The organism is Candidatus Rhabdochlamydia oedothoracis (assembly GCF_019453995.1).
Lineage (GTDB): Bacteria > Chlamydiota > Chlamydiia > Chlamydiales > Rhabdochlamydiaceae > Rhabdochlamydia > Rhabdochlamydia oedothoracis.
This window is the reverse complement of sequence record NZ_CP075587.1, coordinates 497,219-522,093: the sequence shown is the minus strand read 5'-3', so window position 1 is coordinate 522,093 and position 24,875 is coordinate 497,219. Positions and strand designations below refer to the sequence as shown.

General features: G+C 35.8%; 24 protein-coding genes, 1 tRNA gene and 5 pseudogenes. 13 read left to right on the top strand and 17 right to left on the bottom strand.

Annotation, left to right across the window (positions count from 1 at the left end):
- Positions 1–170: 170 nt before the first annotated feature.
- Both RHABOEDO_RS02850 and RHABOEDO_RS02845 read right to left on the bottom strand, forming a co-directional pair.
- Positions 171–638: a transposase gene (locus RHABOEDO_RS02850; RefSeq protein ID WP_220017739.1), complete on the bottom strand. Its 468-nt coding sequence runs from the start codon at positions 636–638 to the stop codon at positions 171–173.
- Positions 631–1,071, bottom strand: coding sequence for an IS110 family transposase (locus RHABOEDO_RS02845; protein WP_220017738.1), 441 nt, complete (start codon positions 1,069–1,071; stop codon positions 631–633). The genes RHABOEDO_RS02850 and RHABOEDO_RS02845 overlap by 8 nt, the downstream gene beginning before the upstream one ends.
- A gap of 405 nt (positions 1,072–1,476) precedes the next feature.
- Here RHABOEDO_RS02845 and RHABOEDO_RS02840 point away from each other — a divergent pair, with 405 nt between their 5' ends.
- From RHABOEDO_RS02840 to RHABOEDO_RS02825, 3 genes and pseudogenes are all read left to right on the top strand, one after another.
- Positions 1,477–2,076: a hypothetical protein gene (locus tag RHABOEDO_RS02840; RefSeq protein ID WP_220017737.1), complete on the top strand. Its 600-nt coding sequence runs from the start codon at positions 1,477–1,479 to the stop codon at positions 2,074–2,076.
- A 229-nt stretch (positions 2,077–2,305) separates the two neighbouring features.
- A pseudogene (locus RHABOEDO_RS10690) lies at positions 2,306–2,898 on the top strand (integrase core domain-containing protein); the annotation flags it as partial.
- 143 nt (positions 2,899–3,041) lie between these two features.
- Positions 3,042–3,185 carry a hypothetical protein gene (locus RHABOEDO_RS02825; protein WP_215217727.1) on the top strand — a complete coding sequence of 48 codons (144 nt, stop codon included), beginning with the start codon at positions 3,042–3,044 and terminating at the stop codon, positions 3,183–3,185.
- Between the two features lie 239 nt (positions 3,186–3,424).
- On the opposite strand, the gene RHABOEDO_RS02820 is transcribed toward RHABOEDO_RS02825, so the two are convergent.
- Positions 3,425–3,507, bottom strand: a tRNA-Leu gene (locus RHABOEDO_RS02820).
- A 100-nt stretch (positions 3,508–3,607) separates the two neighbouring features.
- Here RHABOEDO_RS02820 and RHABOEDO_RS02815 point away from each other — a divergent pair.
- Positions 3,608–3,940, top strand: coding sequence for a transposase (locus RHABOEDO_RS02815; protein ID WP_220017735.1), 333 nt, complete (start codon positions 3,608–3,610; stop codon positions 3,938–3,940).
- A gap of 2 nt (positions 3,941–3,942) precedes the next feature.
- Here the strand turns inward: RHABOEDO_RS02815 and RHABOEDO_RS02810 are convergent, their stop codons facing one another.
- Together RHABOEDO_RS02810 and RHABOEDO_RS02805 are read right to left on the bottom strand one after the other, a co-directional pair.
- Positions 3,943–4,458 carry a transposase gene (locus tag RHABOEDO_RS02810; RefSeq protein WP_215216393.1) on the bottom strand — a complete coding sequence of 172 codons (516 nt, stop codon included), beginning with the start codon at positions 4,456–4,458 and terminating at the stop codon, positions 3,943–3,945.
- The gene (locus RHABOEDO_RS02805; RefSeq protein WP_215217041.1) at positions 4,415–4,768 is read right to left on the bottom strand and encodes a transposase; all 354 of its coding nucleotides are present in this window, start codon (positions 4,766–4,768) and stop codon (positions 4,415–4,417) included. The genes RHABOEDO_RS02810 and RHABOEDO_RS02805 overlap by 44 nt, the downstream gene beginning before the upstream one ends.
- An 81-nt stretch (positions 4,769–4,849) precedes the next feature.
- Here RHABOEDO_RS02805 and RHABOEDO_RS02800 point away from each other — a divergent pair.
- The 6 genes and pseudogenes from RHABOEDO_RS02800 to RHABOEDO_RS02785 form a co-directional block, all read left to right on the top strand.
- A pseudogene (locus RHABOEDO_RS02800) lies at positions 4,850–5,057 on the top strand (transposase); the annotation flags it as partial.
- A 58-nt stretch (positions 5,058–5,115) separates the two neighbouring features.
- Complete coding sequence (locus tag RHABOEDO_RS02795) at positions 5,116–6,150, top strand: IS630 family transposase (protein WP_215216421.1); 1,035 nt, start codon at positions 5,116–5,118, stop codon at positions 6,148–6,150.
- Between the two features lie 42 nt (positions 6,151–6,192).
- Positions 6,193–6,465, top strand: a pseudogene (locus RHABOEDO_RS02790) (transposase); the annotation flags it as partial.
- 362 nt (positions 6,466–6,827) lie between these two features.
- Positions 6,828–6,902 (top strand): annotated as a pseudogene (locus tag RHABOEDO_RS11685) (helix-turn-helix domain-containing protein); the annotation flags it as partial.
- A gap of 12 nt (positions 6,903–6,914) precedes the next feature.
- Positions 6,915–7,037, top strand: coding sequence for a hypothetical protein (locus tag RHABOEDO_RS11085; protein WP_281069555.1), 123 nt, complete (start codon positions 6,915–6,917; stop codon positions 7,035–7,037).
- A 21-nt stretch (positions 7,038–7,058) separates the two neighbouring features.
- Positions 7,059–7,271, top strand: coding sequence for a transposase (locus RHABOEDO_RS02785; protein ID WP_220017734.1), 213 nt, complete (start codon positions 7,059–7,061; stop codon positions 7,269–7,271).
- Between the two features lie 351 nt (positions 7,272–7,622).
- On the opposite strand, the gene RHABOEDO_RS02780 is transcribed toward RHABOEDO_RS02785, so the two are convergent.
- The gene (locus tag RHABOEDO_RS02780) at positions 7,623–8,636 is read right to left on the bottom strand and encodes an IS30 family transposase (protein ID WP_215216525.1); all 1,014 of its coding nucleotides are present in this window, start codon (positions 8,634–8,636) and stop codon (positions 7,623–7,625) included.
- 13 nt (positions 8,637–8,649) lie between these two features.
- Positions 8,650–9,630 (bottom strand): hypothetical protein, encoded by a 981-nt coding sequence (locus tag RHABOEDO_RS02775; protein ID WP_220017733.1) that lies wholly within the window; start codon positions 9,628–9,630, stop codon positions 8,650–8,652.
- A gap of 228 nt (positions 9,631–9,858) precedes the next feature.
- Between RHABOEDO_RS02775 and RHABOEDO_RS02770 the strand changes: the two genes are divergently transcribed.
- Both RHABOEDO_RS02770 and RHABOEDO_RS02765 read left to right on the top strand, forming a co-directional pair.
- Complete coding sequence (locus tag RHABOEDO_RS02770) at positions 9,859–10,788, top strand: IS30 family transposase (RefSeq protein ID WP_220017434.1); 930 nt, start codon at positions 9,859–9,861, stop codon at positions 10,786–10,788.
- A gap of 24 nt (positions 10,789–10,812) precedes the next feature.
- Complete coding sequence (locus RHABOEDO_RS02765) at positions 10,813–11,826, top strand: IS30 family transposase (protein ID WP_215216525.1); 1,014 nt, start codon at positions 10,813–10,815, stop codon at positions 11,824–11,826.
- Between the two features lie 185 nt (positions 11,827–12,011).
- Here RHABOEDO_RS02765 and RHABOEDO_RS02760 read toward each other — a convergent pair.
- The 10 genes and pseudogenes from RHABOEDO_RS02760 to RHABOEDO_RS02715 form a co-directional block, all read right to left on the bottom strand.
- A pseudogene (locus tag RHABOEDO_RS02760) lies at positions 12,012–12,805 on the bottom strand (IS5 family transposase).
- Positions 12,806–13,122: 317 nt separating this feature from the next.
- A complete protein-coding gene (locus tag RHABOEDO_RS02755; RefSeq protein ID WP_220017732.1) occupies positions 13,123–13,407 on the bottom strand; it encodes a hypothetical protein in 285 nt (94 codons plus the stop codon).
- Between the two features lie 145 nt (positions 13,408–13,552).
- Positions 13,553–14,038 carry an IS630 family transposase gene (locus RHABOEDO_RS02750; RefSeq protein ID WP_245397582.1) on the bottom strand — a complete coding sequence of 162 codons (486 nt, stop codon included), beginning with the start codon at positions 14,036–14,038 and terminating at the stop codon, positions 13,553–13,555.
- 5 nt (positions 14,039–14,043) lie between these two features.
- The gene (locus RHABOEDO_RS02745) at positions 14,044–14,412 is read right to left on the bottom strand and encodes an IS630 transposase-related protein (protein WP_215216866.1); all 369 of its coding nucleotides are present in this window, start codon (positions 14,410–14,412) and stop codon (positions 14,044–14,046) included.
- A gap of 335 nt (positions 14,413–14,747) precedes the next feature.
- Positions 14,748–15,323, bottom strand: coding sequence for a GNAT family N-acetyltransferase (locus tag RHABOEDO_RS02740; protein WP_215216897.1), 576 nt, complete (start codon positions 15,321–15,323; stop codon positions 14,748–14,750).
- 5 nt (positions 15,324–15,328) lie between these two features.
- On the bottom strand, positions 15,329–16,852 hold the full coding sequence (locus RHABOEDO_RS02735; protein ID WP_215216896.1) for a peptide ABC transporter substrate-binding protein: 1,524 nt from the start codon (positions 16,850–16,852) through the stop codon (positions 15,329–15,331).
- Between the two features lie 139 nt (positions 16,853–16,991).
- Positions 16,992–20,654 (bottom strand): DEAD/DEAH box helicase, encoded by a 3,663-nt coding sequence (locus tag RHABOEDO_RS02730; RefSeq protein WP_215216895.1) that lies wholly within the window; start codon positions 20,652–20,654, stop codon positions 16,992–16,994.
- 132 nt (positions 20,655–20,786) lie between these two features.
- Positions 20,787–21,560: a diaminopimelate epimerase gene (dapF, locus tag RHABOEDO_RS02725; protein WP_215216894.1), complete on the bottom strand. Its 774-nt coding sequence runs from the start codon at positions 21,558–21,560 to the stop codon at positions 20,787–20,789.
- The gene (locus tag RHABOEDO_RS02720) at positions 21,557–22,168 is read right to left on the bottom strand and encodes an ATP-dependent Clp protease proteolytic subunit (protein WP_215216893.1); all 612 of its coding nucleotides are present in this window, start codon (positions 22,166–22,168) and stop codon (positions 21,557–21,559) included. The genes dapF and RHABOEDO_RS02720 overlap by 4 nt, the downstream gene beginning before the upstream one ends.
- Before the next feature lie 72 nt (positions 22,169–22,240).
- Complete coding sequence (locus RHABOEDO_RS02715; protein WP_215216892.1) at positions 22,241–23,716, bottom strand: glycine hydroxymethyltransferase; 1,476 nt, start codon at positions 23,714–23,716, stop codon at positions 22,241–22,243.
- A 392-nt stretch (positions 23,717–24,108) separates the two neighbouring features.
- Here RHABOEDO_RS02715 and cdsZ point away from each other — a divergent pair, with 392 nt between their 5' ends.
- Entirely contained in the window at positions 24,109–24,870 is a 762-nt protein-coding gene (cdsZ, locus tag RHABOEDO_RS02710) for a zinc ribbon domain regulatory protein CdsZ (RefSeq protein WP_215216891.1), read from the top strand.
- The last annotated feature ends 5 nt before the right edge of the window (positions 24,871–24,875 follow it).

Below are 24,875 nucleotides of genomic sequence, written 5' to 3'. Positions count from 1 at the left end.
TTAGTCACTTTTCCTAATGTTTTTATTTCTAAAAAAATGCGTTTTTAAGCTGCCTTTGGCTCACCGTAAATAAATTCTTTTTGTTCAATCAGCATCTTGTGCATAATTACGGATAACTTTCTACCTACTGCTAAGGCGGCTTTCTTCATTCCTTTTTTTCTCATGATTTTTCATCCCCAAGCTTTTAGCTTGCTCCATTTCTTACTTCGTGTCAGCATTACTATTCCGGCTTCAACTAATAGAGATCTAAGTTCACTGGATCCACATTTTGAAATTCTTCCCTGTCTTTGCACCTCTCCGGAGGCATACTGTTTAGGCGTCATACCAAGATAGGCTCCTACTGATTTAGAATCGTTAAAACGAGTGGGATCAAAAATTTCTGTTTTATAGGTTAATGCTGTTACAGGTCCTACGCCAGGGATTGTCATAAGCCGTTGTACTTCTTTATCTTGACTGACCAGCTTAAGCATTTCTTTATCCAGTTTTTCTACTTCCTCAACTACCTTATCAAAGGTATTTAATAGAGAGGTTATGCTCAGAACAATACTTTTTTCCTGTTTTTCTATCTGCTTTACAACCACAGACGAAAATCTTTTGGATCCCACAGATCCCAATCGTATTCCGTAACTTTTAAGCAAGCCCCTTACAGTATTTCTGCGTTTGCTGTTTAATTAGCGCTCTTCTGGAAACTAACAAAATGCTTTTTTCTACTGAATCTTGGGGCTTACAGTGTACTCGTGTATACATACCTGATCGAAGGGCTTCTGCGATTCCTCGTGCATCATTTTTGTCTGTCTTATTTATTTTCAAAGCAAGAATCGTACTCAGCTTCCTTGCATCCATACATAGGGGATCTATAGCTCTTTTTCTAAATCCTGTGACTAGGTAATGAGATAAACATCCACTTTCAAAGCCAACAACGATTTCTTGAAAATCTCTTTTGGAAAAATCATCTGCTAGTAAATCAGGATCTGTTTTTTCTGAACCTTCATGGACAATCTTACCTTGTTCATTTAATACACAGATAAAAGTTCTTTTCATTGATACATCTAATCCAATATAATGCTTCATGGGTTGCTCCTCATTTTTTTGCTCTTTAATGAGCGGTTTTGAGATTTGAAAAAATCTCGTTTATATTGGAGAGTTTAACCTACTCCGTTTAAGGAGCAACCTCTTCTTTTGTGTGCAATTATGGCATGTATAGTATAGTCGAAAGATTTTGACGATTTATGTATGCACAAAATTCAAGATAATGTATTTCAAAGAATAACTTCAGCGTTATTAGGGTATTTATTTTCGCGAAATTTTGCAATAAATAAGCCTTCGTATTCTTGTTTTTTAAAAAGTTGAACAATTTAATCTTAGGAAATAAAAATGAGCTTTATCAATTCAAGTATAGCAATCAATGGATCTCCAACTCCATTTAATATAGGGAATAATAATAGTATACTTCCTTAAATAGATAGAGTGGCTAAGGTGAAAATTGGAAATGGGTTTACAGATCCAAAGTATGGAAATATTCCACGGTCAAAGCGTATTCATGCAAGACATAAAAGATATAAAGTAATAGCAACTACTACCGAGGTATCGTCAAAATTCTTGAGAAGCCTGGTTACTGATCGTGATAATTGCCGTAAAGAAAATCAGGTATGTAATAGCTCTTTAAAAGAAAAAGAGAGCACGATTGCTCAATTAGAAGAGCAGTGTAGTAGATCAACTCGATATAAAAAAAGTTCAGAAAAGCCAACTACAATATTTGAACTAACTCAATCAACAACTGCTCCAGAAACAACAGTTAAACAAACAAAACCAACAGCTGCTACTTCAACAGCAATACCTGAACCAACCACAACAACAGAACCTAAAATAACTAAATCAACAAATATTCAACGAGGGATTGCATTAATAGGATTAGCTCTATTTGCAACTGGAAGTTTATTAGCTGGTATTTTCATGTTTAAGAAAAAAAGAAGATGCCAGCATAGTTTACGTCTTGCTAATAACTTAAAAACTTCACAGAGACAAGGCCATACTCAATTACAGGGCCAATGCATGAAGATTTCGCTTGATAATTGAGAGATAAAAAATGATTCTGATGAAACCTCTATCGAGTAGATGCGTAACTTCCATTACGCATCCCTCACAGAACCGGACTTGCGGAACTTACCGCATCCGGCTCTTCAACAAGCTTCACGACAAGACAATTTATAAATTGAGTGGGGTAGATTAGGTTTTAGTAAAGGATAATTCTTTAGAGCCTGTTTTAAAATCTTCTCGTTTTTTGAAAAGATTTTAAACAGGCTCTAAGAAGAGACTAAAGGCGTTAGAAGCAAAAGCAGCTCAAGATCACTTGATCTTTACAGAAGATCAATTAAGAGCGCTTGAAAAAGCTAAAGAAGCGCATGGTGAAATAGAAACACAACACCCCGGCTATCTTGTTGCACAAGATACCTATTATGTAGGCACTATTAAAGGTGTGGGAAGGATCTATCAGCAAACAGTGATTGACACCTATAGTAAAGTTGCTTTTACTAAGTTGTATGACAGAAAAAATGCACTAGTAGTAGCAGAAGTATTAAATGATAAAACAATACCCTGGTTTGAAGAACAAGAGTTAAGAGTGTTAAGAATACTTAACCGTAGAGGGACAGAGTACTGTGGGAGTCGGGAATACCATGAATATGAGCTTATCTTACAATAGAAGATATTGAACATACTCGAACAAAGGCAAGGCATCCTCAAACCAACGGAATCTGTGAGAGGTTTCATCAGACGATTCAAAATGAATTTTATGCATCAGCATTTAGGCAAAAAGTTTATCATAGTCTAGAAGAACTGCAAATGGATGTGGATAAATATGTAAAAGAGTACAATGAAGAGCGAGTCCATTTTGGGAAATATTAGATCTCTTGCATAACCAATAAGCAATCTAAAATTTTAAAGTATTTTAATCAAGGAGATATGATTGTTTGAGAGATATAGCTGGAAATGCTTTTGTTAAGATTAGGAATCTATAAATGAAAGCTTTAAAATAAGGGGTTATGCAAGAAATCTATTGTTATGGGAAGACACCATGGCAAACATTTCAGGATGCAAAGCACCTAGCACAAATGAAAATGCTAGACACATTACACCAAATTGACACTGTCAATGAAGTGCTGTCTGTCAACTCAAGTTCTGTCTAGGACATCTTATTGCTGGAATCTACAATTATGAAATTTTTATTTAACTACGCAAGAGGTCTATTGCATCATGTCGTAAAGATTATTTATTAGATCTGGTAGGTGCAAAGGAAATTCTTCATGCGTAAGCCCTGATAGATACATATAATATTAGTTGCTTATAATTATTAACTTAGAAATATTTCTTGTGTAGAGTAATTGGGGCTTATTTATTGACTAAAACCCAAAACTGAGGTTATTAATACCGATGACTGGACTCGAACCAGCACTTTATCGCTAAAAGTAGATTTTGAGTCTACCGCGTCTACCATTCCGCCACATCGGCACATAAATAGGGCAGTGTAGAGAAAATTGCAGATAAATACAAGGGTTCTTAAGCTAAAATCTGCCTAAGAACCTGTTTAAAATCTTCTCATTAAGGTATAATGATAGTTTTCATAAAACCTTTGGAGGTAGTTATGACCCGCTCTTATCCAAGCGATATTTCTCGTAAACAATTTAGCAAAATCCATCTAATACTTGAGTCTACACGCAAAAAAACACGTCCACGAAGAGTTGATCTATATGATATTTTTTGTGGAATTTTGTACATTTTAAAAAGTGGTTGCCAGTGGCGTATGTTACCCATAGAATATCCTAAATGGGAATTATGTTATTATTATTTCCATCTTTGGAATAAAAAAGATAATAAAAATTCTAAGAGTATTCTTGAAATAGTTTTAAAAAAAATTGGTTGGCAAGAACCTATCTTGAATTAAATTTACTGTTTTAAAGATACTTGCCGACTTAAGAAATTCATCCAATATCCCAGTAGTCCAAACATTAATAGTCCGTTCCAATATATTGCCTTTCTTTCCCAGCGCACTGTAAGACGACGGAAGCATGTCTTTAACCAAGAAATCGTTCTCTCAACGACCCAACGTTGCTTTTCAAGGTAGCAAATGCCTTTTATCTTATATCCCTTAGTGTTTCTTTTCCGAGCTATCAGAGGAAAAACCTCATGGGAAAGAACATCGATACGTGTTTGCTCTGAGTCATAACCTTTATCTGCTTCAAGTATGGGTACTTTTCCCTGATTCCATGCTTTTTTAATGAAGGGAATGACTTTCCTAAGCAGAGGGATCACTTGTTTTTTCTCATCCCCGGATGCTGATGTAAAAGTGATTGCAAGAGGCTTTCCTGATTTTTCTACCAGTAAATGCGATGTCACGCCTTTACCTTTGTAGCCATAATCAACTTGCTCTCCTCCTCCGCGTCCGCTGGAAAAAAAAACCATCTACAGAGAGTCTCTGGGCATCAATACACCCCAGCTGTTCGGCAAGCTTAAGCAGCTCTTCTAAAAATTGATCTAAAAATCCAGCAGATTGCATTCTTCCAAGCCATGCGTGTGCTGTTGAGGGATGAGAAAACTCCTTGTTTCTAGGTGCATCTTTCCAAGGAGCTCCTGTCCGAAGCACCCAGAAAATAGTATTCACTACAGGTCTCCATGGCGCTAATTTTCTTCCATAATGGTTACGATTTACCCATTTTTCCATTTGAGGTTCGAGTATTTTAAACTGTTCTTCATTTAATCCTTGCTTGCTCATGTCATCTGTCTTTAGTTAAAAAATAAAAAGATCTGGTATCATAGCGAAAATTTATATTCAATTCAAGATAGGTTCAAGATCAGAAAAAGCAGTGGTCGGAAAGAGAAAACAAGCTTTGTAATTATTGATGCTCAAAGTGTTAAAAATACTGATACAGCGGAGAAGATAAGGATATGATGCAGGGGAAAAAATATCAGGAATAAAAAGACATATAGCAGTCGATACCCAAGGGCTTCCTCATGCGATTCACATTACCACCGCTAATATCACTGACAGAAATGGGTGTATATAGTGGTTCCGATTCAATCGTATAGAAAAATATTTTGTTTTGTGTTAAGCTATTGAGTATGAAAAAACTGATCCCTAGCCAGAGAGCTGACTTAGAACACAAGTTAAAGCATCCAAAAGACTATTCTGAACGGAATAGGCTTTGTGTAATTTTGGGCTATGATGAGGGTATCTCAACAAAAAATCTTGCTAAAACACTCCGGATAAGCCCTATCACTGTTCAGAAATACCTCAGAGAATATGATTCCGAAAATAAAACTGGAAGTAGCCCTCGAGGCGGTAGCAAATCAAAACTTTCACAAGACCAAAAAGAGTCTCTACTAAAACACCTACAGGAAAAGACCTATCTTAAAGTCAAAGGGATCATAGCTTATGTGCATGAGCAATATGGGATAAAATATTCCCGAAGTGGCATGACAGATTGGCTCATACAGCACGGATTTGTTTATAAACGTCCTAAAAAGATTCCTGGGAAATTAGATCCTGAAAAACAACGAATTTTCATAGAACAATATAGGGCTTTAAAGGAGACCTTAAACCCTGATGAAGAGATCTATTTCATAGATGCTGTGCATCCTGAACATCAGTCCCAAGCCGTATGTGGATGGATCAAAAAAGGCGTTCAAAAGACTTTGCAGACATCCGGGAAACAATTGCGATTGCATTTTGCTGGAGCTCTTTGCCTGACAGGAATGAAGATTTTTACAGAGGAATATAAGACAGTTGATGCCGATGCAATGCTCGATTTTTTCAAGAAGCTAGAAAAACAGACAGAGGCTCGAATTATTCATGTAATTTTGGATAATGCAAGATCAAACAAAAATAAGAAACTAGAAGAGTTTCTGATGTCTTCTAGGATTAAAGTGCACTATCTCCCTCCTTATTCGCCGAATTTGAATCCTATTGAACGCTTGTGGAAGATCTTAAAGGAAAAGAAGGTATACAATCGATATTACGAAACGTCGGTGACTTTTTTTCAGGCAATTAGAGGATTCTTCTTAGAAGAGATACCGAAAATAACAGATATTTTGAAATGTAGGATAAACGACAAGTTTCAAGTCGTTGACTTAAATCCCATTAAGCTAGCCGTTTGAATCGGCACTAGTATAGAAGCATTTTCACTACATAAAAACCATTTGTTCGGTGTAAAAAATGTTTTAGCAGATGGAGGATATTCTGGAGAAAAATTTGCAAAGAGTGTGCAGGAGATATTAGGATGTATAGTAGAAATAGCCAAAAGAAATACCCTTCATACTTTTACAGTTATTCCCAAAAGATGGGTTGTAGAGCGTTCTTTTGCGTGGATAGAAAAATGTCGCAGGCTATGGAAAAATTGGGAAAGAAAACTACATACAAGCCTGAATATGGTGGTTCTTGCTTTTATTGCTCTACTTTTGAAAAGATTTTAAACAGTCTCTTAATATCTTCATGTACTTTTCCCAATCAATTTGGCTATTTCTACTATACATCCTAAATATCTCCTGCACACTCTTTGCAAATTTTTCTCCAGAATATCCTTTGCTAAAACATTTTTTACACCGAACAAATGGTTTTTATGTAGTGAAAATGCTTCTATAGTGGTTATGATTCCGAAAATAAAACTGGAAGTAGCCCTCGAGGCGGTAGCAAATCAAAACTTTCACAAGACCAAACAGAGTCTCTACTAAAACACCTACAGGAAAAGACCTATCTTAAAGTCAAAGGGATCATAGCTTACGTGCATGAGCAATATGGGATAAAATATTCCCGAAGTGGCATGACAGATTAGCTCATACAGCACGGATTTGTTTATAAACGTCCTAAAAAGATTCCTGGGAAATTAGATCCTGAAAAACAACGAATTTTCATAGAACAATATATGGCTTTAAAGGAGACATTAAACCCTGATGAAGAGATCTATTTCATAGATGCTGTGCATCCTGAACATCAGTCCCAAGCCGTATGTGGATGGATCAAAAAAGGCGTTCAAAAGACTTTGTAGACATCCGGGAAACAATTGCGATTGCATTTTTCTGGAGCTCTTTGCCTGACAGGAATGAAGATTTTTACAGAGGAATATAAGACAGTTGATGCCGATGCAATGCTCGATTTTTTCAAGAAGCTAGAAAAACAGACAGAGGCTCGAATTATTCATGTAATTTTGGATAATGCGAGATCAAACAAAAATAAGAAACTAGAAGAGTTTCTGATCCCTCCATTTAGAAAAGAAGTATAGCAAAAATCTAATTACGCAAGAAGTCTAATGAAATTTTAAGAGTATAAATTTATACTAGTTTGATTTCAAATTAAGAATTGCATAAATAGATTTTTTTGAAAAAACTGCTCTATCTTGCAAGAAGATGTTATTCTTTGGTTAAATAATAAAAAAACCATGCATCTTAACGAAAATTTATATTCAATTCAAGATGGGTTCATATGTTCATATTTACTACAAGTTTGTTTTACTTCTTATCTAAACAAAGTCAGATTAAATCTCAATCTAGTACACATGAGAAAAAGGTAACATCGAAGGCCCTTTCAACCTTGAAGTGCACAAAAAAGAACATATAAATACTTGAAAAAACATCTATTGTGCACCCGAGCATAGCATGTTTGTAGATAATCTCGTAAACACTTCTAGTGGAGTTTCGAAGTTGAGAGCCTTTCTAGGTCTGTTATTTAGTAAAGTTTCCACCCTTTCTATATCCTTGGAAGTCGTATCTAAAAAGCTTTGTGTTTTAGGAAAATATTGCCTAACTAGTCCGTTTGTATGCTCATTTAAGCCTCTTTCCCAAGAATGGTAGGGCGTTGCAAAGTAGAAGTCTGTCTCTAGCTCGAAACTAACCATTTGGTGATAGGCAAATTCTTTTCCGTTGTCTGCTGTTAATGTGTGTACAAAATCTTTGATAGGTTTAAGTTGTTCAATTAACGCTTGACTTACTTCCTCTGCAGTTTTATGAGAAACTTTGGCGAGCTTAGTTAGCTTGGAAGTTCTTTCTACCATTGATACAATTACGCCTTTATGTCCTGCCCCTATGACTGTATCTAGTTCCCAGTCTCCTAAACGAGTCTTTTTTTCTACAATACAAGGCCGTTGCTTAATATCTATACGACCAGGCATGTTCCCTCTTCCAGAAGCTCCCTTTCTCTGCTTGTTATATTTTTTCCCTCGATGACGGAGCTCTCTATAAAGCTGTCCTCCCTGTCGTTTATCTTTCCAGATATGATTATAGATGGTCTCATGACTAACATGTTCTTTACCATGTCTTTTAAGCCATCCGGATATTTGTATAGGGCTCCATTGCAACTTGATTTTTTCTTCAATACGGGTAACTATTTGAGGAGTCATTTTTTTATTGGGCTGAGAATTTTTTCTAAGAAATGCTTTTTCTTGAGCTTGCTGATGACGGTATCCTCGTTGCCCTTTATTTCTCTTAAGTTCCCTACTAATAGTGCTATGATGAACTTTTAGAATGTTTGCTATTGAGCTAGATGTATCTCCTCTAGCTTTTAAAATATAAATCTGACATCTTTGGTCATAGGTTAGGTGATGGTAGCCTTTAGGCAAGGTCTCTCCTTGTGTTTGATTGTTAAAAATCACAATAGAGATTCTTTCATCGCCTGCCTATTCTTTTTTTAATTCTTCTGTGCACTTCAAACTTGAAAAGACTGAAATTTTCTTCTTTTGTATAACTCTTTACTATTTCGTATAATTTTGTTGCGGATACAGACGGAGCAACTGCTAGAATTCCTAAATTAGGATCGTAAATGATATGTTGCCCTTCCTTTGTTTTAATATAGACCATTGCATGTCCCTTATGTCCCTCTAGTAAAATTCCTATCTTATAAACTCCTGCTATTAAATTTTTTGTAAAATTTTCAAAAGAAAGTTCTTCTTCCCTTTTTTTGAATTTATAAACAGCACTTTCATTCATATTTATGGTAAGCTCATAAGAGCTTATTACATCCTCTTCGTTTTTTAAATAGTATTTTAATGGTAATTCTTTTATTTTATTTAACTGTATGTTGAAATCTAGTTTAATTTGTGCTAACGCAGCATATTGTTCTTCAACTGTCATTTTTGCCAAAGATTCCTTCTTTCTTTCGAAGTCTTCTTCTATTTTACTAAAGTATTTATCTACAAAATTTTTCTGTTCTTCATAGGGAATAGGCCCATGCGTAGCGCTATAGAAGATGTGTTCAAGCACAGCCTTATCTGGAGCTCCATCTTTGTAACGACTGACAACAGCTTCTAATGGGGGCTTTCCTAATTTTACATTCATAAGGTAGCTAGAAATAAAATCATAGCTCATGCCTAAACAGCATCCTTCTCCTATTTCTAATCTACGAAGTTTGCTTATGGCGCAAGTATCTTGTATTTTTTTTATCCTTTGATTAATAATTGTATCGCCATATAAGTTTTTTAGTGCCTTTATTTCGTCAATCTCCCGGAAATCTTTGATTTTATTTGGGGTATTCAAAGAGAAATCAAGGATTTCATTTCCAAATTTTATATAGGTAAAGAAATTTGTTGCTTTTTGAAGCGAATAACGAGCCAGGGATTCGTAATAATGCTGAGCACCAGGAGAGTGCACAATCCTACAGCAAGAAGAAATTATTTGATAAAAAAGAGCTAGACATAATCTACTTATGTGGTCTGCAGCAACTCGGATAAATTTATACTTCTTATTGCAGAAAACTCCAGGGATCGTGTTTGAGAAAGGTTCTGCCGCAGTTGATTGGATTTTAATAAAGTCTTTTCAAGTTTGAAGTGCACAGAAGAATTAAAAAAAGAATAGGCAGGCGATGAAAGAATCTCTATTGTGATTTTTAACAATCAAACACAAGGAGAGACCTTGCCTAAAGGCTACCATCACCTAACCTATGACCAAAGATGTCAGATTTATATTTTAAAAGCTAGAGGAGATACATCTAGCTCAATAGCAAACATTCTAAAAGTTCATCATAGCACTATTAGTAGGGAACTTAAGAGAAATAAAGGGCAACGAGGATACCGTCATCAGCAAGCTCAAGAAAAAGCATTTCTTAGAAAAAATTCTCAGCCCAATAAAAAAATGACTCCTCAAATAGTTACCCGTATTGAAGAAAAAATCAAGTTGCAATGGAGCCCTATACAAATATCCGGATGGCTTAAAAGACATGGTAAAGAACATGTTAGTCATGAGACCATCTATAATCATATCTGGAAAGATAAACGACAGGGAGGACAGCTTTATAGAGAGCTCCGTCATCGAGGGAAAAAATATAACAAGCAGAGAAAGGGAGCTTCTGGAAGAGGGAACATGCCTGGTCGTATAGATATTAAGCAACGGCCTTGTATTGTAGAAAAAAAGACTCGTTTAGGAGACTGGGAACTAGATACAGTCATAGGGGCAGGACATAAAGGCGTAATTGTATCAATGGTAGAAAGAACTTCCAAGCTAACTAAGCTCGCCAAAGTTTCTCATAAAACTGCAGAGGAAGTAAGTCAAGCGTTAATTGAACAACTTAAACCTATCAAAGATTTTGTACACACATTAACAGCAGACAACGGAAAAGAATTTGCCTATCACCAAATGGTTAGTTTCGAGCTAGAGACAGACTTCTACTTTGCAACGCCCTACCATTCTTGGGAAAGAGGCTTAAATGAGCATACAAACGGACTAGTTAGGCAATATTTTCCTAAAACACAAAGCTTTTTAGATACAGTCTTTTCAAGTTTGAAGTGCACAGAAGAATTAAAAAAAGAATAGGCAGGCGATGAAAGAATCTCTATTGTGATTTTTAACAATCAAACACAAGGAGAGACCTTGCCTAAAGGCTACCATCACCTAACCTATGACCAAAGATGTCAGATTTATATTTTAAAAGCTAGAGGAGATACATCTAGCTCAATAGCAAACATTCTAAAAGTTCATCATAGCACTATTAGTAGGGAACTTAAGAGAAATAAAGGGCAACGAGGATACCGTCATCAGCAAGCTCAAGAAAAAGCATTTCTTAGAAAAAATTCTCAGCCCAATAAAAAAATGACTCCTCAAATAGTTACCCGTATTGAAGAAAAAATCAAGTTGCAATGGAGCCCTATACAAATATCCGGATGGCTTAAAAGACATGGTAAAGAACATGTTAGTCATGAGACCATCTATAATCATATCTGGAAAGATAAACGACAGGGAGGACAGCTTTATAGAGAGCTCCGTCATCGAGGGAAAAAATATAACAAGCAGAGAAAGGGAGCTTCTGGAAGAGGGAACATGCCTGGTCGTATAGATATTAAGCAACGGCCTTGTATTGTAGAAAAAAAGACTCGTTTAGGAGACTGGGAACTAGATACAGTCATAGGGGCAGGACATAAAGGCGTAATTGTATCAATGGTAGAAAGAACTTCCAAGCTAACTAAGCTCGCCAAAGTTTCTCATAAAACTGCAGAGGAAGTAAGTCAAGCGTTAATTGAACAACTTAAACCTATCAAAGATTTTGTACACACATTAACAGCAGACAACGGAAAAGAATTTGCCTATCACCAAATGGTTAGTTTCGAGCTAGAGACAGACTTCTACTTTGCAACGCCCTACCATTCTTGGGAAAGAGGCTTAAATGAGCATACAAACGGACTAGTTAGGCAATATTTTCCTAAAACACAAAGCTTTTTAGATACGACTTCCAAGGATATAGAAAGGGTGGAAACTTTACTAAATAACAGACCTAGAAAGGCTCTCAACTTCGAAACTCCACTAGAAGTGTTTACGAGATTATCTACAAACATGCTATGCTCGGGTGCACAATAGATGTTTTTTCAAGTATTTATATGTTCTTTTTTGTGCACTTCAAGGTTGAAAGGGCCAAATTAATTATATAGTAGTGCCGATTCAAACGGCTAGCTTAATGGGGTTCAAGTCAACGACTTGAAACTTATCGTTTATCCTACATTTCAAAACATCTGTTATTTTCGGTATCTCTTCTAAGAGCCTGTTTAAAATCTTTTCAAAAGTAGAGCAATAAAAGCAAGAACCAGCATATTCAGGCTTGTATGTAGTTTTCTTTCGCAATTTTTCCATAGCCTGCGACATTTTTCTATCCACGCAAAAGAACGCTCTACAACCCATCTTTTGGGAATAACTGTAAAAGTATGAAGTGTATTTCTTTTGGCTATTTCTACTATACATCCTAATATCTCCTGCACACTCTTTGCAAATTTTTCTCCAGAATATCCTCCATCTGCTAAAACATTTTTTACACCGAACAAATGGTTTTTATGTAGTGAAAATGCTTCTATACACCCATTTCTGTCAGTGATATTAGCAGTGGTAATGTGAATCGCATGAGGAAGCCCTTGGGTATCGACTGCTATATGTCTTTTTATTCCTCATATTTTTTTCCCTGCATCATATCCTTATCTTCTCCGCTGTATCAGTATTTTTAACACTTTGAGCATCAATAATTACAAAGCTTGTTTTCCCTTTCCGACCACTGCTTTTTCTGATCTTGCCAACCAATTTTTTTTAAAACTATTTCAAGAATACTCTTAGAATTTTTATCATCTTTTTTATTCCAAAGATGGAAATAATAATAACATAATTCCCATTTAGGATATTCTATGGGTAACATACGCCACTGGCAACCACTTTTTAAAATGTACAAAATTCCACAAAAAATATCATATAGATCAACTCTTCGTGGACGTGTTTTTTTGCGTGTAGACTCAAGTATTAGATGGATTTTGCTAAATTGTTTACGAGAAATATCGCTTGGATAAGAGCGGGTCATAACTACCTCCAAAGGTTTTATGAAAACTATCATTATACCTTAATGAGAAGATTTTAAACAGGCTCTAAGCATGATGGAGTGGGTTAATTCTAAAACTTTTTGGTTTTTTTTGCCAACTTTTGATAATAGAGATTCTTTCATCGCTTGCCTATTTTTTTTTAATTTTTCTGTGCTTCAAAATTGAAAAGATATCTTATTTTAAGGTATAATAATGAAATTTAGGTGTTATTTATGGTTAGTATTCTTAGACTTGTTGGACCTGCTTTAATCTTTCCTTTCTGCTCTAAAACCTTTACTTGTTCCAATACTTTAGCTTGTCATTTTTTGTACTGCCTAACATACGACACACAAGCGATTGCTTTTAAATATTTTTTTCCTGAAACCCCTGACCCTTTTTTGCAGCCTCCTACCCTTTTATCTAGTTTTGTTCCCACCAAATTTAAAGTATTAAATAGCTGTCTTGCTACTGGTGTTTCTTTCCTAATATTAAACCAAATAAGAGAACTTGCTTTAGCTAAAGTGCTCATAAAATATCGTTTATATATGATAGGAGTGCCTTTTGTAAGTTTTGCACTTCTGATAAGCATTTGTATCATATCCATTCTTGTCTACAGAATAATTAAACCCTATTTATATCGAATCTAATAGATAAGACTTTACTAAGCTTTCCATCTCTACCTATTCGAGAAAAAGATAATCCCCTACACATCTGGGATAAAAAAACAATAGATCCTTTAATATAGTTATTTAAATCGACATTGATAAAACAGCTTGATCTAAGGCTTCGGATAAATTAGCTACAGTAGGTAAAAGTTCTCGGATTTTCGTTTTCATATTGGCCCAATATTTTTCGATAGGATTTAAGTCCGGTGAATAAGGCGGGAGAAAGAGCATTTCGTATCCACTTTCCTCTATCAATGTTCTAGTTGTCTTTGATTTATGAAAGCTCGCGTTATCGAGAATCAAAACTTGGCCATGAGTCAAATTTGGAATCAATTCCTGTTTTAGCCATACATTAAATAGATCCGTATTGCAAGTTCCTTCAAAACACATCGGTGCCAGCAATTTCTTCCCTTGTAGTGCCGAAATTACACTCTGTCTACCAAATCGTTTTCCTGAAATTCCTCCAAATATTTGTTTTCCCCTCGCGCTCCTCGCATATTGCCTATGCACATATTGACTGATTCCGCTCTGATCCAAATAGACCCTTTTTTCAGGAGAAATTGCTTCTATCTTTTTTAGATATTCCGCTCTTGCTTCCGCATTCCTTTCCTTATAAAACGCAATCTTTTTTTTCTTGTGATCTTGAGTCTTTTCAAAGCGTAAAAGATTGCTTGCAAAGTCAAACCAAAATGCTTTGCAATCTCTGATAAAAAATGATCGGGGTTTTTTTCTACATAAGCGATTAATCTCTGATCATCAATTTTCTTATAAGTGCTTTTCTTTTTTAGAGGTTCTACGTTTCCTCTTTGTTTCTTACGCTTTACCCATCGGTAGACAGTTGCAATCCCAACTTGAAATAGCTGGCTGGCCTTCATTTTGTCGTTATTTTCTTCTAGGTATTGAAGCACTCGTTTTCTTAGATCCATTGAATAAGGTTTAGGCATTTCTCTACCTCCATATATTTTGTTGGAGAAAAATATACAACTTTATCAATAATATTTTAAATAACTATAACAGCTGCTATAAATAAGGGTGAAGATCCTAAATGTCCAAATGGTTGTGGTAAAAAACTAGAACTTGAAGATGGAGTAAATACAGATGTACAAGATGAAATTATAGCTTTGCTAGAAAAAAACTTGAGCAGTTAAAATAATCTAGATTCTTGGGTCTAACATAGGCTTTTCTACCTCTGCTGAGGTAAAAACATTTAATGGCTTATATAGAGATAAAATAGCTAAAAGCTGAAGAAAAGGAGCAATTTAAATGAATAGAAGAAAATTCAACATTTACTAGACTTTACTAAGCACTTCCATTCATTTGCTTGTAACCGATATAACACATGTATTCTTAAGGGATGACCTTCTGCTAATTTCGGATGGTCAAAATCATCTTTTGGATTACGTGACATCCCGATTCTTTCCATAACAGCTACGGAGCGCTTGTTTGCAAGTGTTGTAAAACTGACGATTTCGTCAAGATGCAACGTTTCAAACCCATATTTCAAGCAAGCCATGGCTCCTTCTGTTGCATACCCTTTGCCCCAGTAATCAGCCATTAATCTCCAACCTATTTCAACAGCTGGTGTAAAATGTGCTGTGAACTTCACACGGTTTAAACCAATAAAACCGATAAAATCAGCGCCTCCTATTATAGAAACCGCCCAAAGCCCAAAACCCTCTTTTTTAAAATCTTCTACGATACGATTATATTCTTCCTGAATCTCTTTATAGCTTTTTAAAGAGGGAAAATATTCCATGACTCGTGGATCTTGATTAAGCTTTGCAAACGACTCAAGATCTTTTTTTTTCCAAGGTCGTAGAATTAACCTTTCTGTTTGGATTATATTTTTCTGCATGACAATTATTTTGTACCTTTTGAAGGTATTAACATCCGATCATTACACCAAAGCGGGATGGTAAAAGGCAGCCGTGGGTTTATGATATATACATAGTCCTCATGATATAAAGGAATATAGGGCATCTCGCTTAAAAAAACTTTTTCCGCTTGTTCCAGAATATCCAATCTCGCTTCCCCTTCTTCGTAAAAAGATTGGTTAAGTAATTGCGTGTATTCTGGACTTTCCCAGTTACAGAAGTTGGTTGCATGCATTTTAGATTTAAATTTTCCAAGAGAATTCATAGGGTCGTCGAACATGGCAATCCAACAAGCAAAACCCATAGAATAATCTCTCCTGATGAGTTTGTCTATTGCAACTCCAAACTCTAAACACTCTATCTTAATGAAAAGATCCAAAGCCTTTAACCATTGCTGTTGGATGATTTGCATCAATTTATTTGTTCCAGAAGAATAGGCATAATAGTAAAGAACAACAGATGCAAAAACCTCTTTGGTAAGCCCTAGTTCTTTTAATCCTTCTTCCAGCAAAACGCGTGCTTGAATGATATCATGATCTTTAAAAAAAGAACAACAGCGATTTTCTTTTAAACAAGGAGGAATCATACTCGTTGCTGATAGGTTTGCTTGATTCTGATCCATACCAGATATTTCGATTAATTCTCGCCGATTAATCGCGAGCCCAAGTGCCCTGCGAATTTTAGAATTATTAAAGGGGACTTTATCTGTATTAAGATTAATGAATAGAGAAGAGGGTTTTGGCGCACGAGAAATGCTCCATTTTTTTTCTAAATCAGGAAGCGCTTCTAAAGGAATACTGGTTAGACAATCTCCAATTACATCCACTAAACCCTTCTCAAACATCTCTAACGTTATTGCATCATTTTCAACTATGTTAAAAATGATTTTTTCTGGATGTAGATCTTCTGTCTTTCGGTATTGAGGATTACGTTTAGCAACGACTTGATTGCTAGGGATCCACTTTTCTAATAGATAAGGACCGTTACATAAAAAATTAGGTCCTACCTTTTCAGGCCAATGGGGATTTTTTCGATCGTTTTCTATATTTACAGGAAAAAAAGCACTAAAAGATAGCAATTTGAAAAGATAAGGATTCGGTATTCCTAAAGTAATCACAAGGGTTTTTGCATCTATTGCTTTAATCCCCACTTCATCTAGAGAAACAAGCCCTTGTTTTGCTGCATCTGCATTTTTTATAGAAGAGAATAACGATGCACTCATTGAGGGAAAATCGGATCTAAGAATATCTTTCCAGGTTTGTTCAAAATCGTAAGCCGTAACAGGGGTGTTATTAGACCAAACGGTGTCTCTTAAGTGAAAAGTATAGGTGAGTTTATCTTCTGATACTTCGTAGGATTTAGCTTGAGCTAGTTTCATAGATTGGTCCGGATATGCTTTCACAAGCCCTTCAAAAAATAAAAAATGCATTTGCATGGAGTATCTATCTACTCCTTTGCGCGGATCCATGGTTTTGGGTTCTGTTTTCATATTGAGGCGAAGAACTGACATTTTGCTTTTAGGTTTGATAAAGGGAAAAAAGAAAAATGCGCCAACAATGATAAGCACAAAAATAACAATATATTTCATTTGAAAACACCCTCTAAAAAAGAGATCTAGCGTACTTCTTCAGAGAATTTATTGTAAATTTTTATATTTTTTTTACATCCTGATCGATTAGGTGCACCAAATGGATTAATTCTTCACGGTTTAATTTTTTGATTTGATCCTGATCTGTGAACTCAATAACCCCTTCCATGAGCGCTTGCTTTTTTTCGATCAACTTGTGAATGTGTTCTTCAATGGTGTTTTTAGTGACTAATTTAAATACTTGTACACCTCGATTTTGACCAATGCGATGTACACGATCGGTTGCTTGATTTTCACGCGCTGGATTCCACCAGCGATCGTAATGAATCACAACGGATGCAGACACAAGATCTACTCCAACACCAGCTGCTTGTAGAGAAGCAACAAAAACAACACAAGCAGGGTCTTGTTTAAATCTATCGAGCATCTCTCTGCGATTACGCGTACTCCCTCTAATGCCCGCAAAGCCAATGTTCTGTTCTTTGAGATATTTTTCAATGAGATTAAGCATATTTAGGTATTGCGAAAACACTACAAGTTTTTGTCCACTATCTCTTGTCTCTTGCAATAGTTGGACAAACAAGTCCCATTTTCCTGACTGATGTTTATGGAATTCATCGAATTGCTTATTAATGAGACAGGGATGATCGCAAATCTGCTTTAGAGTGGATAACAAAGCAAATACATGTAGATAGGGAAGTGGTTTCTTTTCATCTTCTATTTGCTGCATAAGTTGACTTTTCTGTTGAAAAAAAGCAGCCTTATACATTTTTTTTTGCTCTTCAGAAAGATCACAATAAGAAATTTCCTCAATTTTTTCCGGTAGCTCTAGTAACACTTCTTTTTTCTTACGTCGTAAAATAAAAGGATCGACTAATCGCTTGAGCAGCGCTTTTCTAGCTTGGTCTTGTCCTTTTTCAATCGGATTGACAAATAGATGTTTAAAGTGAGCTTCTTGGGGTAAGTATCCTGGCACAATCACTTCAAATAAGGATCTTAGTTCTAGTAAACTATTTTCAATAGGCGTTCCGGTTAATCCAAGACGCATATGTGCATGAAGGGTTTTCAAAGCTTTATGCGTTTGGGATTGGGAATTTTTGGCATTTTGCACTTCATCAAAAATGATAAGATCAAAGGTATATTGAGAAAGAAGGGTTTTCTCACTGCGCAATACCCCATAAGAAGTTAATAAAAGGTCTGCTTGTGTTGTAAAAAGATCAAAATTGCGCCCTACCCCATAAAAAGTTAGAACTCGCACCTTTGGCAAAAAATTTTTTAATAATTCTTCCCAATGGTATATAACGGAGGTAGGGCAAACCACTAGAAACTTAGCTCTTTTTTGCAAATAATTAAATACAGCCGCAATAAGACCCATAGCTTGATGCGTTTTGCCAAGACCCATCTCATCACAAAGCATTCCTGAGAGTCCATAGGTATATAAAAACCAAAGCCAATTGACTCCTGTTTCCTGATAAGCCCGTAGCCTACTTTGAAATCCGGTTAGATCCATTGGGGTTTGTGTTTCAAATTGAGAAATGCTCTCTAACCATTTCCTGGTCTGCACAGCTTGTGTAGACCTCCCTTCTGGAGCTTTTATCTCTTCAAAAACGGTTAATCGCAACCAATCTAGTGTTGTACATTTTAGAAAAGATTTCGCATCCCATTGCTGTTTACGAATCGCTTTTAACCAATTAAAGCGAGATTGTTTCAAGATGATAAGGCCAGCTGGTGTAAAAAGATAAGGACGATTTCCCATGATTGCTTGCCAAATCTCTTTTGCATCTACTTCTCCAAGCTCACTGATAAACACAAGCCGCATATGCCATTGAAAGTGGGATTTTTTTTTTTTATGTTCTAAATTACGTATTTCTAATTGCAACGAATGTGGTTTAGTTAATTCCTTTTGTAGAACAATAATCTGGTCTACTAACGTATTTAAATCATACAAGACAAAATTAGCCTCTTGCTCTTTAGGAATAAAAGCACTTGGCACGTATTTTTTCTTTAATTGCTGCTCAAAAGCAATCTCGTAAAATCCTTGATTTTCCACATAGGTAAATTCATCGAAGACTTGCACATTTTTATCCTGATACTCGGGTAAAAATTGCATAACGGATTGCACAAAAATTTGCCCATTTTTCAGGCTAATTTCATAGCCACTTTTTAGAATAGGACAGATAGGGGAAAAAAATCCTTTAATACCTTCCAATTCTTCTCGATGCATCTGAATGAATTCTGCAATTCGATCTTTTTCAATCGTTAACCCTGAATGGATAGAACCCGCTTGTAGCTGAGTGCGCTTGGCAAAAAACCCTTGATCTTTTACATAAATCCATGCTCCGAAATCGCTGATTTTATCCTCTGCTTCAAGTATTTCTATAGCGGATTCAAATTTCAGCTGCTTTGATGCTGTCACAAAAAAGCGCAATTGAGATTCAATGGTGTAGACATGTGTTTGAAAGAGAGGAAAATTATTAAGCCACGCTCTATGCTGAGAAACAAATTCTGAAACATCAGCTCTTTCGATAATTTTTGTAATACCATCAAATAACCAATTTTCTACTCGAAAAAATCCTTTTTTTTCTAGATAAACCCAATTGCCAAATCGCGCAGAGGATTTTTTTTGTAGATCTTTTTTTTCAAAGAGGAAACATTCAATATGTAGTCTCTCTTCTATATCAAAAAAAAGATCATATTGAATGCAATTGTTGCCCAAATGCATTGGTTTATTCAAAAATCTCTGTAAAATGGGTGCATGCTTAAAAAATATTTTTCCAATTTTTTGTGCAGAAATCTCTCTTTGTTCAAAAATAGGATCTATGGTAGCAGGAAAAAAGCCTTTTTTAGGAATAAAAACAAAGTCTCCTACAGAAGTCCCTTTGGCTTTTTCTTCTTGTTGCTGTTTTTGGGATTGATCCATTTCGATAAAAAGTTTTTTATCCACTTCATTATAATGAATAGCTCGAATATAGGAATAGGGTTGTCCATGAACAATAAGCGGTGAATCTACTGTTTTTAAAACAGGAATTAACTGTGGCCAATGGACCTCTGAGAGATAACATTTTATTTTTAATAAACCAGTAAATTGAATCGTTAGCCAATCAGGAAGCTGCTTTTCCTTTTCTTCAAAAGAAATGGTATAAGGTTTTTTCCTCTCCTGGAGCAACATTAGCCATTTTGCAAGATCAGACCAAAAACACAATTCATATTTTAGTCGATGGCTAGGATTTCCTTCTTTCCACAATTGCAGCTCTTCAGGAGTCAAATTAGAAAATTTAAGAGAGGTTTCTTCTGTTTCAATCGTTCGTTCAAAAAAAAGTGTATGTAAATATTTTTTGGTTGCAGCGGTTAAAGATTTTATATGAAAAAGAAGTTTATTCGTAGAGGATTTAATTTCATAAGCTTTTTCCTTTTTTCGTAGTACATTTGTTTTATATCCATGTCGACTACAAAAAATTTGACATAAGCAATTCCAAAAACTATGACGAAAACGCACATGCAGAGGTTGTAGATTCCCATTAAAAATAGTTAAATACGCAGCAGCAAGATGTGCACAGGATTGGGTCTCTTCGGCTTCATCACAGGAACAAAATCCCTCTAGAATTTTTCCTTGATCATCTATATGTAAAAAAGGTGAAAAAGAATGTGTATTTTCTTTATCAAATATTTCTATTTGATAGGTCGCTTCTGAAAATAAAATTTTTCTAACAGATTGTTCTAACAATAGCTGTTTAGCTTTTGTTAGATTTTTTTGCGAAAAAGAAAATTCAGACATGATGTAAAAATTTTAAGATAGAGTTCCCCTTATTTGTGAGCATGCCTAGCTATCGATATGTTTGCAATATGCTTAAAAAATTTAAGCTAAATGCAAACTGCCTGAAAATACTCGGCAGGCTTCTGCTAGCATCTGTATATTTCCCTTTGTAGAAATAAAAAACTTCATCTGTTTAGTCATCTTATCAGAAGCACTTGCTATCAAAATAGGCTGTGGGAAGTTATAGAGTTTACTCACAACAAATGCAACGGCAGCAAAACCCGTACCACAAGAAATGGTCTCATTTTCTACTCCTCTCTCATAAGTGCGAACAACAAGCTGTCCTTTTAAAAAGCTTGCAAAATTTACATTTATCCCTTCAGAAATAAAGACAGATCGAATCTCTTGAGCTATCTTTATGAGATCAATTTGATCAAACGAGGACAAAAAAACAACTGCGTGAGGAACACCAACTTTAACCACATAGACACTCCATTCATGGATTTTCATTGGCCAATGACAGATTAAAGGTTGTTTTAAATCAACCCCTATTTGGTCTTCTTTACGCCAGCAGGTAAATACACCATTTCTCGTTTCGATTTCAATTTTAGGTTTGTGCGCAATCTCATAATCAGCAACGCACCTAATCCCATTGCCGCACATATCAGCTTCACTACCATCGCTATTGAAGATGCGCATTTGTAGATCAGAACGTTTAGAACTTTCAAGCAAGAGCACCCCATCTGCTCCTATTCCCAAATGTCTATCACAGATTCTGGGTATTTGAACAAAAAAAGTACTCTCCTCTATAGGAGATCTTCTCTGATCGATCAATATAAAATCGTTACCAATTCCATGGTATTTAGTAAAAATCACGCTTCTAGATCTTGATAACTAGAAACCACTTTATCAAGTAGACCAAATTCTAAGGCCTCATCTGCACTCATCCACATATCACGATCTAACGCTTTATCAATCTCTTCTGCTTGCTTTCGTGTTGCTTCTACATAGATATCTACAATTCCCTTTCTGGTTTTCAAGATTTCTCTTGCTTGAATTTCCAAATCGGTCGCTTGTCCGCGAATCACGGAATGAATAGAAGGTTGATGAATCATAAAACGGGAATGGGGGGTTGCAAAACGCTTTCCGGGAGCAGCACATAGACTTAAAACAGAACCCATAGAAGCAGCAATCCCTGTAACAAGCGTTGTCACAGGTGAAGTGATCATCTTAACCTGATCCCAAACAGCAAAACCCGCATCAACTGATCCACCCGGTGAATTAATAATAAATAAAATAGGCTTACCTGGATTCATTAACTCCAAGTACCATAATTTGCGAATTGCATTACGAGCAGTACTGCTATCTACAGCATCACAAAAGAAAATTCTTCTGGATTTAAGCAGTACTTCATCAATCTTATCATCGAGCGATCCTAAAGGGAATTTCTGATTCGCTTCTTGCCTTTGGCTCACTAACGACATAAATACCTCATTTTTTTCAGTCTCATTTTTAGCATCTGGCAAAAACATTATCTAGGGTTACATCCTTTTTTTTCAATCAAAGATCAAATCTGGATATAGAGGGAACCGTTTTAATAAAATACTTATGTGTTTTTGAATCTCCTTGAGAATAGAAGAGTCAATTTCTACTAAAGAACGGCTATTTCCTTTTTCTGCTTTAGCAGGTTTTGTATGTTTAAGCAATAGATAAATCCAATCTGCAATTTGTATCATCTCTTGCTCTTTCATTCCCAAAGTAGTTAAAGCAGCTGTTCCTATACGTATACCTGAAGTAAACCAAGGCCCATTTTTATCAAAAGGTATGCTGTTGCGATTCACTGTAAAATGCGCCTGTCTAAGAGCATTTTCAGCTTGTAATCCAGTCAAACCAAAAGAAGAGGGAACCTCAAAAACCATCAGGTGGTTTTCTGTTCCTCCAGTAAGAACATGAACCCCATGATGCATTAATTTGTTTGCTAACGCTTGAGCATTTTTTACTACTTGTTCTGCATAGACGCAAAAAGAGGGTGTATTTGCCTCTTTAAAAGCAACGGCTTTGGCGGCAATGACGTGAGGAAGTGGCCCTCCTAAAGTAATCGGACAACCCTTATCAACCACTTCTCTAAACTCTTTTTGACAAAGGATTATCCCCCCTCTAGGCCCTCTTAGGGTTTTATGGGTTGTGGAAGTGATGATCTGTGCATAAGGTATAGGGTTATATTCTCCCACCATCACCTTTCCAGCAACAAGACCTGCAAAATGTGCCATATCCACAAGCAAAACAGCTCCTACGCTATCTGCTATTTCACGCATTTTAGCAAAGTTAATTTTCCGTGAGTAAGCTGAATAGCCAGCGATCAAAATAGCAGGTTTTTCCCGTTTTGCAATCTCACTAATTTTTTTATAATCCAATAAATAGGTATTAGGATCTACTTCATAGCAAAAAGCCTGCATCATTTTAGCAGAAATATTATACCGATACCCATGGGTTAGGTGCCCTCCGGAGTTAAGAGACATCCCCAACACTTTTTGATTCACAAGGAGCTGACGTACTTGCTCGTACTCCTCATTAGAAAGATCATTGATATTTTTTTTGCCTAACTTCTCTACTTGCTTATTTTGGATACGCTCTACCAAAATCGCCCAAAAAGCCACAAGATTAGAATCTGCTCCTGAATGAGGTTGCACATAAGCATGTTCACATTGAAATAGGGCTTTTGCTTCATTCACACAAGCAGCCTCAATAGCATCAATATTGTCACACCCTGCATAAAATCGATGGTAGGGATATCCTTCTGCGTATTTATCCGTCAGCCAGTTTCCCATAGATAATTGCACAGATTCAGAACAGTAGTTTTCAGAGGCAATTAGTTTTAAAAAACAACGCTGATCCTGAAGCTCTTGAATCATTTTTTCTACAATAAAGGGATTATTTGTCTTCAAATGATCAAAAGCAGCCATAAAAGCAATGGCGCTGCTTTTTCTTAGCTCATGAGGAACTCTATTAAAATAGTTTTCTAAATAAGACATCTATCCTCCTAAGCTTACCATAATACGACCTTGTTTTTATCACATTTAGCCAAAAGAGGGAATCCCAATCTGAGAGCAATCTATTTCAAAGAAAGAAAATATAAATAATCGAATTAAATTACCTTTTGTATTGATAGAAAATATCTCCACAAGGAGACATTCGGCCAAAAATTTCGAATTTAAAAGCCATAAAATTCCTATCAAAAAATTTTCTTAACTATTCTTTTGGTGATTTTAATACTTTTTACACCAGGAACAAAATACCTCTAGCAATCTCAAAATTTATCTTTATATTTTTTACACTTGCGAGATATTAGAGAAAACATATAACCTATTAGCCTATAAGTACGCTTATATAACCTCTGCTTTAAAGCTACCCAAAAGAGATACCCATGTTATTAGAAGAACTCAAGAAAATCTTAGATATTCAAGAGCTCGACATGAAGATGATTCGTCTTATGCGAGTAAAAAAAGAACGCGTTAAGGAATTAACCCAACTTGAAGAATTACGAAAAGATTTATACTCTCAAATCACAGACAAAGAACAAGAGATTAAAGATTTTGATAAGAGCATTGAACTTCTCGAACAAAAAATTCACGATATCAACGCAAGGATCAAAAAATTAGAAACACAACAGAGCAATGTTAAAAAAGCTGATGAATTTAATGCTCTTACACAAGAGATGACCCATGCTGAAAGAGAGCGCCTTGCCGTTGAGCAAAAGGTTTCTGATTTAGTAGATCGAAAAGTATCAGAAGAAGAGCTTTTAGATAAGATTAAAGAAAGTTTAAAAAACTCTGAAGAGAGCAGCTTGGCTTTGGAAAAAGAGATCAGGCAAAGTGTGGATTTAATCAATCAAGAAGGCTCTACCATTAAAGAGAAAAGAGAGCAACTCGCAGGTCTTGCTAACTCTGAAATTTTACGCATCTATGAAAGATTATTGCATAATAAAAAAGATCGCGTAGTAGTTCCTATTGAAAATCGCACATGTAGTGGTTGCCATATCACCCTTACCGCACAACATGAAAATTTAGTACGCAAGGGAGATAATCTCTTTTTTTGCGAGCATTGCTCACGTATCCATTATTGGCAAGATAGTGAGTCTACCGAAGGGACAGCTGTTGCCACTAAGCGCAGGCGTCGACGCGCTTAGAAAAT